Source organism: Shewanella hafniensis, assembly GCF_019655335.1.
Lineage (GTDB): Bacteria > Pseudomonadota > Gammaproteobacteria > Enterobacterales > Shewanellaceae > Shewanella > Shewanella hafniensis.
Genome location: NZ_BPFD01000001.1, coordinates 39,738 through 60,676, shown reverse-complemented (window position 1 = coordinate 60,676; position 20,939 = coordinate 39,738). Strand labels below are relative to the sequence as shown.

General features: G+C 46.3%; 11 protein-coding genes. 7 read left to right on the top strand and 4 right to left on the bottom strand.

All coding sequences use genetic code 11. The features are described from left to right. The first annotated feature begins 27 nt into the window (after window positions 1-27). From K5Q99_RS00240 to K5Q99_RS00230, 3 genes are read left to right on the top strand one after another with little or no spacing between them, the layout of a single operon-like run. On the top strand, window positions 28-4,572 hold the full coding sequence (locus K5Q99_RS00240) for an EAL domain-containing protein (RefSeq protein WP_106651315.1): 4,545 nt from the start codon (window positions 28-30) through the stop codon (window positions 4,570-4,572). A 1-nt stretch (window position 4,573) separates the two neighbouring features. After that, window positions 4,574-6,022, top strand: coding sequence for a GAF domain-containing protein (locus K5Q99_RS00235; RefSeq protein ID WP_220775710.1), 1,449 nt, complete (start codon window positions 4,574-4,576; stop codon window positions 6,020-6,022). Beyond that, window positions 6,015-6,593: a biliverdin-producing heme oxygenase gene (locus K5Q99_RS00230; protein WP_106651313.1), complete on the top strand. Its 579-nt coding sequence runs from the start codon at window positions 6,015-6,017 to the stop codon at window positions 6,591-6,593. Before K5Q99_RS00235 ends, K5Q99_RS00230 begins: the two co-directional genes overlap by 8 nt. A 1,324-nt stretch (window positions 6,594-7,917) precedes the next feature. On the opposite strand, the gene K5Q99_RS22690 is transcribed toward K5Q99_RS00230, so the two are convergent. The 4 genes from K5Q99_RS22690 to istA form a co-directional block, all read right to left on the bottom strand. Further along, window positions 7,918-9,237 carry a methyl-accepting chemotaxis protein gene (locus tag K5Q99_RS22690; RefSeq protein WP_106651312.1) on the bottom strand — a complete coding sequence of 440 codons (1,320 nt, stop codon included), beginning with the start codon at window positions 9,235-9,237 and terminating at the stop codon, window positions 7,918-7,920. A gap of 50 nt (window positions 9,238-9,287) precedes the next feature. After that, window positions 9,288-11,831, bottom strand: a complete 2,544-nt coding sequence (locus K5Q99_RS00220; protein WP_106651311.1) for an EAL domain-containing protein — start codon at window positions 11,829-11,831, stop codon at window positions 9,288-9,290. Window positions 11,832-11,965: 134 nt separating this feature from the next. After that, entirely contained in the window at window positions 11,966-12,712 is a 747-nt protein-coding gene (istB, locus tag K5Q99_RS00215; protein WP_106651310.1) for an IS21-like element helper ATPase IstB, read from the bottom strand. A gap of 10 nt (window positions 12,713-12,722) precedes the next feature. After that, on the bottom strand, window positions 12,723-14,126 hold the full coding sequence (gene istA / locus K5Q99_RS00210; protein WP_157825787.1) for an IS21 family transposase: 1,404 nt from the start codon (window positions 14,124-14,126) through the stop codon (window positions 12,723-12,725). On the opposite strand from istA, the gene K5Q99_RS00205 reads away from it, so the two are divergent. The 4 genes from K5Q99_RS00205 (at window position 14,109) to K5Q99_RS00190 (ending at window position 20,921) form a co-directional block, all read left to right on the top strand. Beyond that, window positions 14,109-14,702, top strand: a complete 594-nt coding sequence (locus K5Q99_RS00205; protein ID WP_198555518.1) for a methyl-accepting chemotaxis protein — start codon at window positions 14,109-14,111, stop codon at window positions 14,700-14,702. The two genes, istA and K5Q99_RS00205, sit on opposite strands and share 18 nt — an antisense overlap. 310 nt (window positions 14,703-15,012) lie before the next feature. Further along, complete coding sequence (locus K5Q99_RS00200; RefSeq protein WP_001260106.1) at window positions 15,013-15,957, top strand: thioredoxin family protein; 945 nt, start codon at window positions 15,013-15,015, stop codon at window positions 15,955-15,957. Between the two features lie 2 nt (window positions 15,958-15,959). Then, a complete protein-coding gene (locus tag K5Q99_RS00195) occupies window positions 15,960-17,348 on the top strand; it encodes a conjugal transfer protein TraH (protein ID WP_106651307.1) in 1,389 nt (462 codons plus the stop codon). A gap of 3 nt (window positions 17,349-17,351) precedes the next feature. Further along, window positions 17,352-20,921, top strand: a complete 3,570-nt coding sequence (locus K5Q99_RS00190) for a conjugal transfer protein TraG N-terminal domain-containing protein (protein ID WP_106651306.1) — start codon at window positions 17,352-17,354, stop codon at window positions 20,919-20,921. The last annotated feature ends 18 nt before the right edge of the window (window positions 20,922-20,939 follow it).

Below are 20,939 nucleotides of genomic sequence, written 5' to 3'. Positions count from 1 at the left end.
CCACGTTAGAAAAAAAGGACCACTAAATTGAAAGAAATAGAGATTTCTGGCCCCCTTGAAGCCGCAAAGAAGACCGCTCCTGAAAAAACTTATATTGTTGGGGTCGGCGCGTCTGCTGGGGGGTTGGAGGCTATTACTCAACTTATCAATCATTTAAGCATTGATACGCCTTGTGCCTATGTAGTATTACAACATTTATCGCCTACACATCGTAGCATGATGGTTGAGATTTTGAGCCGAGAAACTCTACTAAGAGTTCAGGACGCTGAGCATGGAACCATTCCTCAAGCTGGACATATCTATGTGGTCCCAGCAAATTTCAACGCTCACTTTAAAGAAGGTCGGATTGCTTTGGTGACAGCACAACCAGAGATTTCGCCAAAGCCTTCCGTGAACCAGTTTTTGATATCTCTTGCCGCTGAAGAGGGCGAGTCTGCGATAGGGATTGTGCTCTCTGGTACCGGCTCTGACGGCGTTGCTGGACTGCGCGCTATTCAGGCTGCAGGCGGTTATACCTTTGCACAGAAACCTGAAACCGCCAAATATGATGGGATGCCACGTTCGGCCATTGAAGCTGGCGTGGCTGATTATATCTTAAGTCCAGAAGACATTGCCTTGAAGCTGCCACAACTGCTGGAAGGCTCTAAACAGGAATTAGAAAAAACGTTACCGGCAGATCTGTTATCTGTCCTTCTGGAAAAAGTACGCAGTCATTTGCAACACGACTTCTCCGGTTACAAGGTGGGCACGCTGATAAGACGTATCAGACGACGTGAAGTTGCCACAGGCAGCAAAGACTTGGCCGCTTATATCCAATGGGTTGATGCCCACCCGCAGGAGCTCGAGCTCTTGGTTCGGGATATCTTGATTTCTGTTACAGCGTTTTTTCGAGACAAAGATGCATTTGAAGCCCTCAAACGTGCCATTGCGGAAATTTGTAACCGTAAGCCTGCAGGGAGTGAGATTCGTATTTGGACAGCGGGCTGCGCCACTGGTGAAGAAGCGTACTCTATTGCAATGCTGTTTTCCGAAGCCCTTGGGGATAAATTGCCCCTCTATAAATTGCAAATATTTGCAACAGACATTGATGAGGAAGCTCTCAACGTAGCGCGCCGCGGCGTTTACCCGGCAGCCTCTATGGCTGAAGTCCCAACCGAGCTGATAGAACGATATTTCCAGCCGGTAAATCGGGCGTTTGAAGCCGGAAAGTTACTTCGTGACCTGATTATTTTTGCCCGCCATAATTTAGTAAGTGATCCGCCATTCTTGCGACAAGACCTGATCACCTGTCGTAATGTGTTGATTTATTTTGATGCATCTTTGCAAGCAAAAGTGCTGCAAACCTTTCATTTTGGCTTGCTGCAAGATGGGTATCTATTCCTTGGGCATTCCGAAAGCGTGGCGCATGCAGAGCAAATGTTTATCCCTGTTAATCGTCCAGAACGACTTTTCAGGAAAACTGGCGCAGGTACGCCACTCCCTGTTGTTTCAAGCAATCCACGCAAAAATAGTGTCGCTCGTTCTGATCTGAAGCAAACTTTTATTCTGGATGGTCTAGTCAATCATTTCGGCCTTACAGTGGCGCTTTGCGATAGCGATGGCAATGTGATTCATACCGCCGGAAAAGTAGAAGAATATCTGCAATTTCCGGTTGGAAACACACGTCTAGTGATTGGCCAAATTGTATCAGCCAGCTTGCGGGGGGAGCTGTTAAGTTTAACGCACAAGCTCAACCAATCCGGCAAAGCACAACGCGGACGCCTGCGAAAGCACGACACTGCTCACGTCCGTATGTATGTTGAGCCCATCAAAGACACGAATAACCAGATGATGCTGGTCATTTTCGCCCCCGAGAAAAAGGTGACCATTGACGCCGAACCAGTGCCATCGACCCCAAATCGTGAGCTAGAAGACGAACTAGTCGCAACCCGTGAGCATTTGCAAACCTTAGTTGAAGAAATGGCAACAGCTAATGAGGAAATGCAGGCACTCAATGAAGAGGCACAAGCATCCAACGAAGAGCTGCAAGCAACCAATGAAGAAATGGAAGCCGCCAATGAGGAACTGCAAGCGACTAACGAAGAGTTGGTTAGCCTTAACGAAGAAATGAATGTTAAAACGACTGAAATGTCGCGTTTATCAGAAGAGTACGCACATCTTTATGATTCGTTGCAATTTCCTATCATGGTTTTTGACAGATCTTTCCAGCTTACTCGTTTCAACGGCCCCGCCGCTCGGCGATTTGACCTGCGTCCAACCGCATTACGCCAACATCTATCAAGTCTTCGACTGCCCAAGATGTTCCATGATTTAGAACAATCCTTTGTAGCAATACTCGCCCATGGCGATAGAGAAGAGAAAATAGTCCATATAGACGGTCGCACCCTGACCCTGATGATTAATCCAGGTATCAATAAAGCAGGTGATGTCACTAATATTGTGGTGATCTTGATGGATGTGACTGACATTACTCAGGCACAGGCTGAACTCAAACAGTCGCAAGAGCATCTCCATGCATTGATGGAAAACACATCGATCCTCTTTGCGATGAAAGATTTAAGAGGCAGCTACGTCTATGCGAACCGTCGTTTTATTGACTTCTTTCATCTTACCGATTTCGACTTTTTGGGGCGTAGTGATTTCGATTTAATGAGCCGTGAACTGGCATCTATGCTTTGGGAAGGCGACCTGAAAGCCCTGCGTGAAGGCAAGGCTGTTCAGTTGGAATCTGTTGCGACTATCAACGAGACGATTTATCACTTGCGGACCAATCATCAAGTGTTGCTAGATGCACGTGGTAACCCCAGCGTGTTTATTATTGAAGCCGAAGATATAAGTGCTTTAAAGGCGGCTGATGAACAACTGCGTATCACTGCACAAGTATTTGAGCATGCCGGCGAAGCAATCGCCGTGACTGATAGCCAGGCCGAGATTCAATCCGTCAACTATGCTTTTACCGGGGTGACTGGCTATACCAAGGAGGAGGCAATTGGTCAACATATCGAAAAGTTACTGCAATCCGGTCAGCACCCACAAAGTTTTTGTGAATCAATGTGCCAATCAGTCAATGATTCTGGTTTTTGGCAAGGTGAAATCAGCAACAAACGCAAAAACGGTGATTTATATCCTGCATGGCTCACAATTAATCAAATCAAAGATAACAACGGTCATGTCGAGCATTTTGTCGCCGTGTTTTCCGATATCACCGCGATTCGTGATACTGAACGCAAAGCCGAGTTTTTGGCTAGTCATGATGCATTGACCAAGTTGCCAAATAGAACTTTATTCCAAGACCGACTGCGTCAGGCTTTACTCTTTGCCAGAAGAAACAACCAACGAATTGCAGTACTTTTTATCGATTTAGATAATTTTAAGAATATCAATGATACGTTGGGACATGACTATGGTGACCAACTATTAAAAGAGGCCGCATTGCGGCTCAGAGAAGTAGTGCGAGGTCATGACACGGTGGCACGAATGGGCGGGGATGAATTTACAGCCATCTTGACAAACTGTGACGAAGAAGCGGCAACACAAATTGCCTCACGCATCATTAATGACTTAGCCATGTCATACAATGTGATGCGTCACCAACTGTTTGTTTCCGCCAGTATAGGTATTGCATTCTACCCTGAAGATAGTAATAACAGCACTGATCTGATTAAAGCCGCAGATAGTGCCATGTATCGAGCAAAAGAAGATGGACGTAACCGTTTTGAATTCTTTAAGCAGGAAATGCATACCAGACTTATACGTAAGAGCGCCATTGAAAGTGGTCTCAGAAACGCCTTAGCTAAGAATCTATTGGAAGTGGTTTATCAACCCAAATTCAGCATCACACACAGTAAACAATTGGTGGGCGGCGAGGCTTTGCTTCGCTGGAAAGACCCTGATTTAGGAGTGGTCAGTCCACAGGATTTTATTCCCATTGCGGAATCGTCTGGCCTTATTGGGCAAGTGACTGAATACGTATTGGATTCCGTTTGCACTCAGATATCGCAATTGGAGCAGTCTGGTATCAAAACCGTCAGTATTGCGGTCAATATCTCTGCGCGTGATTTATTAGTGCCAGGCTTTGCTTATAAGTTGATTCAAGTAATCGAACAATACCAACTCGGTACTGGTGCGATTATGCTAGAGATCACTGAAGGCTCATTGTTGAATAATAATGCGAACGTGTTCGACAATCTAAAAGTTGCTAGCGAGAATGGCATTGCTATCTCGATTGATGACTTCGGCACGGGATATTCGTCATTATCTTACCTAAAACGATTACCGTTAAGTGAGCTGAAAATTGACAAGTCTTTTGTCAACGGACTTGGCCAGGATAAAGAGGATGAGGCTATTGCACTGGCGATCATCTCTCTGGCATCGGCTCTTGGACTTAAAACAGTTGCAGAAGGCGTTGAAACACAAGCACAGTTAGCATGGTTAGAGCAGCAAGGCTGTCACATGGCACAAGGTTATCTGCTCGCAAAGCCTTTGCCGTTGTCTGAATTTGAAGATTTACTAGCAAGAACAGCATCAAGCTGCTGCATAGCAAGCTCAGAAATGAAGATGGCAGGTCGTTAACATGGAGAAACTACTCAGCCTTTGCGAACATGAACAACTGCATCTCACCGGTGCGATTCAACCACACGGTGTTTTGATATATGCCAATGCTGCAGGTGTTATCACCCATTGCTCTGCCAATGTCGAAAGCTTGGTTGGTGTTGCGCCAAAAGCCTTATTGGGGCAGCCCCTTCAGGCTGTTTTTGGAGAGGTTGTTATGCCAATAAACGGAGACAATCGCTGTGTCTACACCGAGCGTGCCTGGGAGTTTAATGGCTATCTAGATTTTTGCATCAACATGTCTGATTCAGGCGATTATTCCATTGAAATCTATCCGCATTTTGCATCGGATAATAAAAACAATAAAGAAGTTCAATTGTGTGAAATGCCACAACATGAGTATCAAATAACGCAGCAGCGAAATGAGCTATTGGAAGAAGTTGCGAAAATGACCGGATTTAAACGGATCATGTACTATCAGTTTGTCGAAAACAATGATGGCGAAGTCGTGGCTGAATTTTGCCATTCTTCAGTTGATGGTAGTTATTTGAAACTTCGTTTTCCTGCTAGCGACATTCCTCAAATCGCTCGAGATCTGTACATTAAGAATCCATGGCGAATGATCCCTGATGCCGCAGCGGATGCTATTGCAGTCCTATCCTTCGAGCAAGCAGCACCTGACTTGACCTACTGCGACCTGCGAAGTGTTTCTCCGATGCATAAAATCTATTTAGCGAATATGGGCGTCCACGCCTCACTCTCTTTTCCGGTCGTGGTAAACGGCAATTTGATTGCATTGGTTGCTTGCCATGACAATAAACGTAACATTGTGCCGTATGCAATGCTGGAAGCTTGCCGTAGTCTCGTTAGTCGATTCTCGATGAGCTTGTCTGCATATACTGCCTATCAACGAATGTGCTTGGTCGATGGGTTGAATAGCAGATTTAAACCAATTCAATTGCTACTGCAACGCAATGGCAGCCTTGTAGATAGTTGGCAAGAGTTGGCTCCGTGGATCCTCCAAGAGCTTAACGTGAGTGGTGTTGTCGTGATCCACGATAATAAAATTTTAAGACATGGACTGACACTAGAAGACAGCGCTTTGAGCATTGTGGAACAAGAATTTATCAACTCTTCAGAGTTAATATGGTCTAAAGATTGTTTATCACGCCAGCTTTCAAGTTTTGTGTTAAGTGAAGTTGCCGGGGTTATGGCAACCAGAATCGGTTCGGACTTAAAAAACATGACTCGTGTTTACTTATGCCAACAGGAACAAATACAAGAAATAGCCTGGGGGGGTAATCCAGAGAAACCGGTGGAGTTTCATGATGGAAAACTAGGTATTTCGCCACGCCGATCTTTTGCTAAATGGATAGAAAAACGCGTGGGTTATAGTTGTCCGTGGGACAATAGGAGCCGATTGTTGTTGTTGAAGTTAAGAGAGTTGTTGAGCGGTACGGTTTATGGCTAAAGCGCACCTTATTTTACGAGAGGCGACACATGAATGGCACCAACGTGTTGAAGAGCTTTCATTGTTTAAGAAACTGATGTATCCGGAAGTTTCTGTTGAAGATTTGCTTGCAACGCTTAGTCTCTTGTATGCATTTTATGAGCGTGTTGAATCAGCTATACAACCATACTTTTCTCAGACTTCCACGCTACCCTATAACTCAAAGAAGCGGGCTCTGGAAGCGGATTTGACACTATTGGGTGCTCTAACTCAACAAGTTCCCGGAGTTTTTGAAGTCAAAGACGTCGCCGTTGCTTGGGGCGCTCGTTATGTACTGGAAGGTGCATCTCTTGGTAGAAAAGTCATAGCACGACATCTTAAAAAGCGGTTACCTGCCATTGCTTCTAGCTTACAGTTTTATCAGCTAGAGCCTGATGTTGAAACCTCTTGGAGTCACTTAGTCAGTACGTTAGAAGCGGAGCTACAAACGCCTGCACAAATTGACCGCGCCACAACGGCTGCTTGTGATACGTTTGAACTCTTGTACAACCTAGCTAAATTGCAGCGACGTGATATCAAAAAACGTCTGTAATCGGAAATCCATGGTCACAACTTGACGGGATTTGAGTCTCTTTAATAAAGATGAACTGATTGAAGTTTGATATGAGTCGCCATCCATATTGATTTGAAAAACGTAAGCCCCAGCCAGTAGTCAGATGTTCTGCGGATCTTATGAAACATTTTTATGACTGGAGCAAACAGGGACAAGGCTTGAAGAAAATGGGAAATGCCGGATGCATTTAACAAAACAGATGTTTGCAATTACCTTGAAGCAGAGATTCGTTTATTCAATAGCGCCAGATCTGAACAGCTGCAATTCGCTCAAAGCGCAGATCGGTTCTGTGCCAGAAGCGGATATTCACTAAGCTTCGATTAAATCTGCGCTTTTCACTGAAAGCTGACATTCCTGACAAAAACTGAAACGGAGCTCTCGAAAATTTCGATACATTCACGAAATTCCAAATGGTTTATATGGGAAGTGCTATCCATGTCTATTTTGAACTACTAACCAGTTTGTATTTGTCAGTCAGTAGTATGCAATCTTGTCAAATGTTATATATGTATTTTCAAATTACTTGGTGTGTTTATTCACGCTTTGCTCGTCCCATAGCTAGGTACTCGCTACCAAAGGTTTGAGATTGATGAATTTTTACGTTAGCGTTGCAGTATTTTAAAAACTCAAAAGGGTTGTCCCTGCTTAAAAGCGTGGTTTTTCCTTTTGATGAAATTGTTAGCAGTAAAGAGGTTCTGATGGACTTAGCTAAGAAATTTTATTTTGCTTGGTGTGATAAAGTAAATGCACGTAAGAAAGAGCTTGAAAATACCTGGAGAAACTCTAAAGCCTATACAAAGACAATTATCCATTCAAACAGCTTTGTGCACCTTATCTGGAGCTAAATATTCTCCATAGATTTCATTCGAGCAAAAATCATGGGTTTTATTTAGGTAAACTGCCTCGCTGATAATGACTATCATGACAGTCAAAAACACACTTAATTTTAGTTCAGTTTTGTAAAGCATAAACTACCTATAAAGACTGGTACAGATAATGCTCTTATTTGGAATACTGTGGTGGATAGTTAGGTAAATATGAATTCTGCTTTATGTTTAGTCAGGTTCTGATGTGCTTTGACATTTATTGAACCTATATCCGGCGCAGCTCGAAAGATTGGGTGGCCATCAGTGATCACTTTCTCCCTTCCTGCCAGAAGAAAAAGGCTAACACTGACGGCCTGAACGCATTCATTGAATTATAAACTAACGCTGTTTTATCTGTTACTTTTTCAAAGATTTTAAGGCTAAATGTTGTCCGTAATCCTACCTCCAAAGAAAGGATAGCACGAGGAATGGAGCGGTTATGGATCTAAGTGATTGGTAAATTGCCCTACAGCACTAACAACCTTCTTAGCCCCATCCTGGATCTCAACCATCACCGAACCCGATTGAGCGGAGAGTTCTAGCGCATGATGAGCCTGCACCTTTCCTTGTTCGATAATCTTTACCGCTTGTTCAGCTAGTTTTTGGTTTTGGAGTACGACATCAATAATCTCTACTGTCGCTTTAGTCGTGCGAGATGCCAGATGGCGCACTTCATCTGCCACCACCGCAAAACCGCGTCCCTGCTCACCCGCTCTTGCTGCTTCAATCGATGCATTTAATGCCAGCAAATTGGTTTGGTCGGCAATACCACTGATACTTTTGATTATGGTACCTATAATTTGCGATTGTTTATCTAACGCGGCAATACCGGCGGACGCGTCTTCCATTTGCTCAGAAAGCTCCTGCATCACAGTAACCGTTTCCTTTAACACTTCGCTGCCACGAACTGATGCTGCATCGGTATGTTGCGAAATTTCATAAGCAACATCTGCCGCTTGTGCTACTGCTAACTCGCGATCAACTTGTTCGGTAATGACGGTCGCAAATTTCACAATCTTATAGAGCTTTCCATGTGAATCGGATATGGGATTGTAAGACGCTTCAAGCCATACGATATCACCACGGCTGTCCAGACGCTGAAAGCGCTCGGCGACAAATTCTCCTCGGTTTAATTTCGCCCAGAATGACCGATAACGATCAGAGTTATACTCCTGCTCTGTACAAAATAGACGGTGATGTTTACCCACGATCTGTGCCAGACCATAGCCCATAACGTTGAGAAAACGATTATTGGCGGTAATAACATGACCGTTGAGGTCAAACTCAATCACGGCTGTAGAACGCTGTAATGCTTCAATAAGGTTCTCATGCTCCTTGGATGCTTCAATTGTCCTAGTCAGGTCACTGGCATAGATGGAGACATGCAGAACTTTACCTTTCGTATCTTGTACTGGTTGCAAAATCACTCTTAACCAGGCTTCTTCACCATTACCACGGTACACTTGAGCGGCCCCAGCCCAATGCTTACCTTGTTGGAGCGCTTCTTTCATTCGCCGGAAATGATCAGTTTTTTGCGCATAAGGAGGTACAAGCTCAAGCCACGATCTACCCATCAACTGACTACCGCTGTATATCATTTCTTGTTCAAAGTTTGAGTTAACCGCTGTTATGCTTCCTTTTGGGTCCATAATTACGGACAACATTTCACTATCTAAGCTCCTTTGAACTTGCTGCAGAGAAGACAATTCTTCTTGTAGCTGCAGAACTTGTTCCTTTAACTTTTTATTTAAAAACATTTCGAACTCCCGTCGACACAATGCACTTCAATAGCAAATAGTATGAACATTTAGACTGTTTTTGCATTTTGGATCCATTGCTCCAAGTCAATGGAGCTTAGCGGTTTTGATAGTAAGTATCCTTGAGCAACATGGTAACCTTGCCCCTTCAAAATCTGATACTGACCTTCCTCTTCAACACCTTCTGCGACCACCTTTAATTGCAAACTTTCACCAATCCGCAAGACTGCATCGCTCAGAGCACGGCTGGTTGCATCATTTTCTAAATCCAGTACAAAACTTCGGTCTAACTTTAATTCATGGATTGGTAATCTGCGTAAGTAGCTTAAACTCGAATAACCGGTACCGAAATCATCCATTGCCAAGCGTATCCCTTGAGCGTGAACCTCATTGAGCACTTTCATTGTGCTGGGATTTGTGTCGAGTAAAACACTTTCTGTCAGCTCTAATGTTAAATCGCTCGCTTGCAGGTTATGTTGAGTTAGTGTTTGCGTTATCATTCCGCACAAGTCTAAGTTATGGAAATTACTAGGCGACAAATTCACGGAGATTGCAGGAATGTTGATCCCTTTTCTTCTCCAGATCGCCATTTGCTGACAGGCTTCTTTAATAGCCCAGTGGCCCAGAACTCCAATTAACCCGCATTCTTCTGCAAGTGGGATGAAGCGAGCTGGAGATACTGTTCCAAACTTAGGATGTTCCCAGCGAGCCAACGCTTCAACGCCATATAATCTACCTTCAGACATGCTTATTTGAGGTTGAAAGTGTAGTTTTAGTTCGTTATTTTCTATCGCTTCTCGCAAAGCATTTTCGAGCTCCTGGCGCTCTTGAGCCAACTGATTCAGTTCATGACTAAAAAAGCTAAATCGGCCTCGACCAGTGCTCTTCGCCTGATACATGGCCATATCTGCACGATGGATAAGTGAGCCTATGTCATGGCCATCTTGTGGGTATAAACTAATCCCTATGCTGGCAGAAGGTGACAAGGTAGAGCCTCCGATCTTGCAAGGCTGCGAAATATTGAGCTTTATTTCCTCAATAATTTCGGTGACATTACTCACTTCACATCCTGGTAAGACGACGACAAACTCATCACCGGACAAACGACCAACAATGTCGGTTTGTCTACGCTGAAAGCTCAAACGCTCTGCAAATTGTTGGAGTAATGCATCACCGGCGGGATGACCAAGTGAATCATTCACCTGCTTAAACCGATCAATATCTATAAAGAGAACAGCTAAAGTCGTCTTGCTTCGTTTGGCTTCAATAAGCGCATGCTCAGCCTTTGCGTGTAACAAGCTGCGATTTGGAAGCTCCGTTAAACTGTCATAGAACGCTAACTGACGTATATTCTGACGGCTTTCTTCTCGCTCCATCGCCAAAGTGCACAATGGAACGATGGCTTCAACTAATCGCTGATGAAATGCTGATGGTTGGCGCTTCTCTTTGTAATAAAATGCCAGGGTTCCAACACATAACCCTTTGCTGTTTTTAATGGGGGTAGCCCAGCAACTTTTGATGCCTAGAGGAAGAATGTCCGCTCGAAGGTCCATCCATAACGGATCGGTTTCAATATCACTTACTACAACCGTTTCTCCGCGAAACGCCGCCGTGCCGGAGGTTCCTACACACTCGCCTATTGGCATTCCTTCGAGCACGTTTTTATAAGCCTGTTCCAGGCTAGGTGCTGCTAGAGGGTGTAACTTATTTTCATCATCAACCTGAAGCACCGCTGCTATAATTTCAGGAGCTATACGCTCAATTTCTCGACACGCAATTTCCATCAAGTTCTCAAGAGGCTCTTCTCTGGCCATCGCATCGAGAATGCAATGTTGCATAACTTCATGCATTTTCGCGCCTGTGATATCAGAAAGAATACTCACCGTATGCGTCAAGCTATTATGATCATCAAGAATGGGATTGACAGTGATGCTGCTCCAGATCCGCTCGCCACTCTTTACATGTGTCAACTCTTCCGACTTAGCGGGCAGCCCATTAAGCAATTTTTCATGCACTTTGGCTATTGAGGTCTGAGATAAATTCGGAGTAAGTAAAGCCGTAGGATGAAGTCCTTCAACCTCTTTTGCCGTGTAGCCGAACACTTTTTCAAATCCAGCGTTTACATAAATAATCTTCCATTGTCCGTCAGTGATAATAATTGCACTGTCCGTTTGGTCTGTCACCAGAGATAAAAGCCGTAACTTTTCTTTTTCGTAATACTGCTGAGTTACGTCTTTAATAAAGGCTGTATAGAGAATTTGCCCCTCGCTCTCTACCTTCGAGATAGACATTGCACCCCAGCGACAACCGCCATCTTTACGGTGAATTGGTACATCTCGACTAGTCCCTACAATTTTGTTAATTCCGGTTGTTCTATTTGCATTGATGTAACTGTCATGTTCTGTTCGGATATGCAGAGGTACCAAAATTTTTACGTTTTCCCCAATCACTTCATCCCTGGAATACCCCCACAACTTTTCAGCAGCTGCGTTGAACAGGACTATACAGTTTTGAGAGTCAATGACGACGACACTGTCTATAGCCTGCTCAAGAGTTTGAATAAATATGTCTGACAGATTACGTGCAATTGGCATTTTATTTCCTTACAAAGCTATCAGTTAAAAACTTTTTTTTGCAAAAAGACCATCATGTGCGTATTTCGGTTTGTCCGGCCAGCTGTTTCGGTATCGTCCGGCCATCTGATCTTTTCTTCGTAACCCCTCACTTTTTAACTTACTTCCGCTGGTTCAGCCAGACTTTTTTTCCGTTGCGATTCTCCTGTTAATTCCAGTCGATGGGCGTTGTGGATCAATCGGTCTAACAGCGCATCTGCTACCGTCGGATTTTCCATGAGTCCATACCATTCACTGACCGGTAATTGGCTAACGATCACTGTGCTGCGTTGCTCGTATCTGTCTTCAATCACATCCAGCAGATCGCTGATTTGTTTACCCTTAAATCCTTCTAACCCCCAGTCGTCCAGGATCAATAGGTCCAGCTTTTGCAACTGGCTTAATTGCTTTAAATAACTGCCATCGGCATGCCCCAGTTTCAACGCTTCCATCAGGCGACCCAGTCGGTAGTACCTCACCTTTTTATTCTGTCTGCACGCTTGTTCTCCCAACGCACAGGCCAAATAGGTTTTGCCGCAGCCTGTTGCTCCCGTGATGAGTACGTTTTGGCCGTAGTTCAGGTGATGCCCTTGCAGCAGGGGGGTCAGTTGCTCTGGTCGTATGCCGCGTCGTGCCGGGTATTTCAGCTCCTCCGGACTGGCCCGAAGTCGCAGCCCAGCATCTTTGCGCAGCCTCATCAGGCGGGTGTTGTCGCGTGAGAACTGCTCTTGCTCCACCAATAAGCCCAATCGTTCTTCGAAGCTCAAGCCGTTGTAGTTATGCGGATTTTGCCGTTGCAGCTCCAGAGCTTTGGCCATCGCCGCCATTTTCAGCTGGCGTAATTGTGTCATGATCAGATCCATTATTCTGTCCTTATTGGTAGTGGTGAGGACCACGTAAGTTGGTGTGTATAAGTGCTGGGGCGCTACTTTCGGTGTCAGGTTGAGTTTGATCGAAGCCGTTTTTCAGCAAGTTTTTAATAAAGCCGGTGAACGTCGCCTGTTGTTGCAGTGCCATGCCGCAGGCGCGTTCCAGCCGTTTGCTGCCATAACTTTTTTGCAGGCCAAGCAGTGCCAGACAGGTGCGCTGTGCCAAGACCGGATGAGCTTTACGCTTCTCTATCGCCAGCACCACGCCTAGCGTATCCGGCCCTATTTTCTCTGCCCATTGCCTTAATCGCTCTGGCCCCCATTCCTGATGCGCGGCGTGGGCTGGTGGCAAGTGTGATAACTCCGAGGTTTGACCGAAGGCTTTGCTACTTCGCACATGCTGCGCCACACACTGGCCTTTGTGATGCACCCAGATCATGGTGGCAGTGGCCTGTATTTCCAGCCGCTCACCGCACAAGGCATGCGGTACCGAGTAGTAATGTTTATCGAACTGCAGGTGGTAATCCGGTCCCACTTTGGCCACTTTGTATTCGGTGTATTCATACGGGAATGCAGGCAGCGCTTTGAGCGCAGGCTGGTCAATTTGTTGGAACAAGTCTTTACGGCTTAATCCGTTATAAGCTTTCATTGGCCGCTCGTTTAGCTGGTGATTCAGCAATCGGATCGCCTGATTCAGTGCCTCCAGCGAGTAAAAGATCTGGTGGCGAAGCCGCGCTAATACCCAGCGCTCAACAATCAGCACAGCACCTTCTACTTTGCTTTTATCCTTTGGTTTATAAGGACGCGCAGGCATGACGGTGCATCGGTAATGTCGCGCCAGTGCCTGGTAATCACTGTTGATGGTCGGCTCAAACTTGTCAGCTTTGGCCACAGCAGCCTTGAGATTATCCGGCACCAATAAGGTCGGCACACCGCCTAAAAAGCTCAGGCAACGGCTGTTGGCCATCAGCCAGGACTGCTGATCCTGCCCGGCACAGGCTTCGATATAGGTGTAATTGGATGCACCTAAGGTGGCCACGAAGATGGCGGCTTTGCGGATTTCGCCAGTGCGCGGGTCGACAATGGGCACCGTGGGGCCACAGAAATCGATAAAGAGTTTCTCGCCTGCATAATGCTGTTGGCGCATCGAACGGCGCTGCGAGCCTTTCCAGCGGCGATAATGTTCGCAGAATTGGGTATATCCCAGCGCTGCGCGGCCATGTTCAGCTTGGTACTCCTGCCACAATAACTGCTTGGTTAGCTTCGGATCTTTTAACTCCAAAGCGTATCCATCAACGCAGCCGAAACTTCTACCGCCTCTGCTGACGGACTGGCAATTGCCAACTCCGGCAAACAGGTTGTTGATGAAAATGCCAGCACCATTAATGAATTGAAACGTCTCATTCACTCGGCGTCGCAGGTCATCAATAACGTTGCCATAAGCAGCAATGAAATTGAAAAAATCCTCGACGTTATTCTCGCCATTGCCGACCAGACTAATTTGTTGGCGTTAAACGCAGCCATTGAAGCTGCACGAGCAGGTGAGCTTGGCCGGGGCTTCGCGGTTGTTGCCGATGAAGTGCGCTCTTTGGCCAATCGCACCCAAGAATCCACTAAAGAGATCCGCGGCGTCATTGAGCAATTACAAAGTGGTGTCCGACAAGCCGTCAGTGCCATGCGTTCCGGTGAAGCGGCAGCGGAACAGAGTGTGGCAAAAAGCCATGCCACGGCGCAGGCTCTGGAAAATATCCTGAATGCGATTAGCACGATTTCCCGCATGAGCGAGCAAATTGCGCGGGCAGTAAATGAACAAACGTCGGTGGTAAACTCGGTCAGTGAAAGCGTGCTTATTATAAAAAGTAATGCGCAGGAAAACCTCGATGCCGTTAAATTAAGCGGAAAGGTTGCCGAAAAGACGGTCAATATCACCAGAAGATTGGATCAGCTAACCAATCAGTTCTGGGCGACACAGCAAGGGATCTAGCCATGCGCACCCTAAACTAAACCTGATTTATCGCTCGGAACAGGAGCTGCAGGCATACTTATCCGAGCACAGGCTGACTGAATGTCAGGTTTCAAGACAAAGCCGAGATTCGTTTTTTCGTGAGCGCATGTTGTGAGCGTCCGCAACTCGCTCAAAGCGGTCCAATCATAAATTTGGCTCGTTAAAATTAGCTGTTGTTACTGGTCACAACAGCTAGTCAGAAAAACACACGATTCATTCATCTATCTGGCCAATCGCTCTTACCGGGATCATTAGCATGTTAGCTCTATGAAATTTTCTGGAGCTGACAATGAGAACCCCCTTGTTCCCTTGGTTCATCCTATGGGTGACCATCCCAATCATTATTTTCTTTCTATTCATCCTGCCCGCCCATGCTAGTGATGGGCAATTCTATCAGCGTGGTCAGGAAGGCTGGTTTTGGTATCAGGTCATTCCTGAGCCAGCGGAGGATGAAGAGCCTATAAAGCCGGAATCAGGTGCGGCAGAGTCGAGTCAGAGCGGGCTAAAGCCTTTCAGTGCTGCCTGGTTCCGAGAGCACATGCAGTCGTTCATGGACAAGGCAATTGATGAGCCGACGAATGAGAATGTCAGAGCCTATCTGTATCTCCAGCGAGTCATGATGGATAAGGGCTCACAGTTTGCTGATGTTAGTCAGCAGGTTGTCATGGGCGATCCTGTTTTGGATGAAATCAGTCGTAGACCCTTGGCGACCTATGCTGCCAATCGGATGGATCGAGAAGCTGGCGCTCAACGGGATGTTGCTTTAGGTGAAGTAGCAAAACGGGCTGGCTTGTTCTTCTTCTATCGTTCGGATTGCCCTTATTGCCATGCTCAAGCGCCTATCATCGAATCCATGGCTTTGAACTACGGTTTCGAGGTGTTTGCTATTGCTGTCGATGGCTTGCCTTTACCAAGTGGAGAATTTCCAAATTACAAAGTCGATTCAGGACAAGCTCAATCCTTGTCCGTTACGACTGTTCCTGCGGTTTTCTTAGTTGACCCGCCTAATGTCATCACTCCGATTGGCCAGGGCGCAATGAGCCTTGATGAGCTCAATAATCGAATCATTCTTGCAGCCCATCAAGCCGGTTGGATTGACGATCAAACTTACTATGCCACCAGACCTGTTCAGCCCGGCGTTTCACTCGCGATGTCAGCCCAAGAGCTTAACGAAAAAATATTACAGGACCCTGAGTTCCTTGTTCGCTATCTGCGTGCACAAGGAGGGTTATAACGATGAAAAAAGTATTCCAAGTATCGCTAATCGCCTGTGCGATTGGTTTTTCATCTATGAGCCAAGCAAGCTTGCAACAGGAGATGAATCAGTTGTTTGGTTCAATGACCAACACCACTGCGCCTGGTGTATTCGAGAGTCAGCGGCGTGGCGTTATATCTGGTGGAAGTGTTGTTGTTCGTAACAGGATCATGAACGAAAACCTCGTCTCTATGGTGCCTCCGTCATTCCAAGCTGGTTGTGGCGGCATTGATATGTTCGCTGGAAGTTTGTCATTTGTTAACGCGGATCAGTTTGTTCAATTACTTCGCTCTGTAGCGGCAAATGCCAAGGGGTACGCATTCCAATTGGCGCTCAGTGCTATGTGTGAGAAATGCTCCCAGCACATGGAGACACTGCAAAAGAAAATCCAGCAGTTGAACGAATATTTTGGCAATTCCTGTCAAATGGCTCAGGGAGTCGTGAACGATACTCTGGCTGCTTTTGGTAAGAAGGGGCAAACAGAAGCCAGCATGTTGAGCTCTCTCAAAGGGGCTGGAGACGTTTTTACCAGTTGGAGTGAGTCCAACGGTAAGAACCCTTATGAGAATGCTTCAAGTGTCGCGGCATCTGATGTGAACAAAACGATTAAAGGTAACTTGGTCTGGCGAGCACTGAAACGTCACTCGGCATCAAGCTGGTTTGCATCGGGGGATGATCGTTTTCTTGAAGCGGTTATGTCGGTGACTGGCTCGATCATCGTTGGTGATTTAGCGAATGCGGCTGATGGTCAAGGTAAAGCCCCAAAACTGACCAGACTGAATGGCAATAAAGTGACTATTGAGCATCTAATTCATGGCGGTAACGTCGCTATGTACCGATGTGACACAGTGATACAAGACGGCTGTCTAAATCCGACAATCACTAACGTGACCCTAACCGGGTTATCAACTCAGGTCGAAAATTTACTTCTTGGTACAGGTTCTAGTAACGGCATTATTTTTAAGTTTGCTCGAAATACTGGGGCAGCTAGCACCACCGAAAAGGCTTTTATGGCCTCGGCTCCCGCGAGCATTGGCGGCATGATTCGAACACTTTCTGCATTAAATGAAGGTGCCGCTAGGTCGTTTGCTTCACGAACGGCACCATTTATTGCTGTTGAGATGGCGCGAGCATTGGTTGAAGACATGCTCAATGCAGCTAGAAGTACCTCCGGTGTGGAAGATCATGCCTATGCGAAGTTATTAACGGAAGACCTTGAACGTGCACGTCGCCAAATCAATGAGGAGTACGCCGCGTTGCAGCGAAGATACGGCTCAGAGCAAGAGTTGCTGGCACATTTTAACCAGGTGATTCAGACCATTCGCAAACAGCGTTATTACACCGTTAAATCTACGGCGCTGGGGGAATAGGTCATGTGGGAAATCTATTCCATCGGGGATTCGGCTTTTTTAGAGCAGGTCCTGAACGCTGTCGCGATGATCACTGGTACAGGCGATTTTACTTCAATGGTTCGGATTGGCTTGCTCATTGGGGTATTGATGGTCTCTGTTCAGGCCTTAATGCAAGGTGGTCGTGGGATTAACTTTCAGCACGTTTTAGTCTCATGGCTAGTCTTTGCAACCATGTTTGGACCCAGTACCCGAGTGAGCATTGAGGATGCGTACACGGGGCAAGTTCGAGTGGTTGATAATGTACCTATCGGTGTTGCTGCCGCAGGCAGTACGATTTCGACTGTTGGCTTTCAAATCACGCGATTGTTTGAAACCGCCTTCTCAACTCCCGCCATGACGGAATACGGCTTTGCATCCAGTTTACAGTCACTGATTAAAGTGAGAAAACAGGTGATGGATCGCTCTGGTTTGGGTGATGCAAATCGTGTCGCCGGTTCGGACATCGAGCAATCGTGGTTTAACTACATCAAAGAGTGCACCTTGATTGGTATCGACATTGGACAAAAGAACCTCGATCAGGTGCTGAGTGACCCCAACCCGATGACTGCGATTAGGTTTGATTCGCGCATTTATGGCACTCGAATCATGCTCAGTGGTAGCAGTAGCGATCTGGACTGCACCGACGCCTACAGCCAACTGAAACTCATGACAGAATCAACCTTCATTCCAAGGCTTAAACAGGTTCTGTCAGCCTCATTGGGGACTTCGTCAGCAACGGACACTGATGACGTGATCCGAAATGCACTGAATAACCTTGGTTTGGCTTCGGTTAACACCCAAGAGTACATGACCGCGTCAGTGCTTTTGCCTATTTATGAACAAAGCGTGACGGGCAAGTATATGGATGATCAAGCTTTCACCGCAGCCGTTATGGTTAACCAAGCAATTGAGCAGCGCAATACGCAATGGGCGGCGGAGCAGACCCTGTTCCAAAGCATTGTTCGTCCGATGATGACGTTTTTTGAGGGTTTCATTTACGCCATCACCCCATTGATGGCCTTTGTGATAGCCCTTGGCCAAATCGGGATGCGAATGGCCGGGAAGTACTTGTTAATCCTGCTTTGGATTCAACTTTGGATGCCTGTCATGGCCATCATTAACCTGTATATTCATTTAACCGTTGCAGGGAAAATGTCGGCTCTTGATGCCTTTGCAGGTACAGAAGTGCCATCTTTTGCTGGGATGATGCAGATGGATTCAGTGCTGCAAACCTGGATAGCTACTGGCGGCATGTTGGCGTCGAGTGTTCCGGCAATTTCGCTCATGCTCGTGTATGGCTCAGCAATAACCGCAACCCACTTGGCTGGACGTCTTCAAAACGGCGATGCCATTGATGAAAAGCTGGCTAGTCCAGATGTCTCAAAAAATGCCCCGGTGATGCAATCACAGTCAATGTTCCAAAATTCAGCCCTCACTGGTTCTGCAATGACCGGTGCGTCAAACTTACTAAGCAGTTTCTCTGTCGGAAACGCAGTGGGTTCAATGGTCGGCTCTGCAAAAGAATCCATGACTCAGGCAACTCAAGCCTTTAGTCGTCAGGTTGGCAATACCATGAGTCGAACTTTTGGTGAAAAGCTAAGTTACGACAACCTTTCTTCGGTTGGACGTCAGATCGGTTCTTCTAATTCCGCATCTAGCGCCGTTGTTAATCAGGTTACTGATGACCTGCAAACACGGTATGGTTTCGGAGACGATAAAAAAGACGCTGTACGTGGCTTGGTATCTGGCGTGTTATCGGGAGGCCTAAGGGTCGGTGGCGATGGAACTATTACAAATACCGGTGATAAAGAAGTAGCAGACAAAGGGTTCTTGGGAAGATTACTTGGTACAGGGGGGAATGACTCCCCACAAGGTAGCTTGCCTGGAGTCGATAAGCCTGAATCCTCAAGAGTGCCAAAAATATCACGGTTACGAGCTGGGTTGGATCTAGGTGGTAACTTTAGTGGCCAAGTTGAGTCATCAGAAGGCAGTTCTCGATCTACGACCGCAAATACGCTCACTGGGGAGATGCAAAGCTTGGCATCAAGTGATTCACGACGTGCTGAGTATCGCGATGCAATGGTTAAGGACCTTTCAGATTCAAGACGTTCTGGCGTTGAGATGTCCTTGTCTAACCAAGACTATCAGTCTCTTCAGAGTTCAGCACAAGACGTTGTCACGGCATCAAACCGCTTTAGTGAGCTTGATCAGGCCAGCTACAGTCTATCAGGACAAAGAAATACTGATGGTGCGACGTTAACCCGATTAGCGGCGGATAATCCTGAAGTCATGGATTATTTAGGTCGCTATATGAACCAGCATGTTGAAGCCGGTAACCGATTACGTGAAAACCTTCCAATGTATCAGCGCTTGTTACCTGATGATAATCAGGCGTATGTGGCCGCAGCTATGGAGTCTTTAACCTATAGCAATTCTTCAACGCCCGCTGAACGGGACAATGATTATCAAGCAGCAATGACTGTTATGGCCATGGCTACCGGAGCCGATTTACGATCAATTCAGCCGCGCTCAAATGAAGGCTTGTCATCAACTGCACCTACTTTTGGTGGTACTCAAAGCCAAGTTGAATCGGGTGTATTGGGCGGCTACGAGGATGCAGCAACAGTTCAAACTCAGTTCAACGCAGCTCAATCGGCTTACCAAACCAATCTGTCTGGTATAGATGGACAGTTGAATGCGCATCAGCAGCAAGCTCAGCAGGCCGTAGCTACTGACACAAGTACCTATCAATCTGGACTAAACAGTGAAGCTGGATCTCAGTGGCGATCACGCATTATGGCTGATGATAGCGGAGTTTCTGGTGCTGAAATGTTCTTCAACAGCGCCAGTGCTATTGGTGATTTCAGTGGCAAGCATACTGATGCAGCACTGCATACCTTGAATCACTTTGGCGAAGACTATGAGAGTTACAAAGAACAAGCGCTTGAAGATCCTGGCTCACGAGGTTTCTTGCACAACGCTACGGTGGCCAGCAAATCAACCTGGGATGGCTTAAAAGCCGCCGTTGATGCAGGAACCTCTTTGGAAAACCCATTGACGGCGTTTAATGATGCATACAGTGGATCGAGTTCGCAGTATGCTTCCGAAGTAAACTGGGGCACTAAGTCTGAAGCCATGTTGGCGGGGGCATTCGGTGCGGCAGTTAACAATCGATATGGTGAGTTCCTAGAGCAGTATGCTGATGATTTTAAAAAGGAAGCATACAGCGAAGGGCAGAGAATGGGATTGACCCCGATTCAAAGTCAAGTGTTCGCTCAAGCTTTCAATGAAGGTTTGGCGGGGCGCGTTTTCAACTCTGAAGACTCATCGAGTTGGTCGCCTGAAATGCTTGGTCTAAGGGAGCAAATGCTAAATGAGTATCGTCAAAAAGATGAGAGCGGTGCTTACATCCCCGACAGTGTGTCCGAAGAAGATAAAGCATTTGTGGATAAGCAGATTGCAGTGATCTCAAATGCATCCCTTGCTGGAGATTATGCTCAGAACAACTTGATCGATATTAGGGCCTATAACCAGGCTTCAGGAAGGAACTAAAAACAGAAGGTAGCCAGC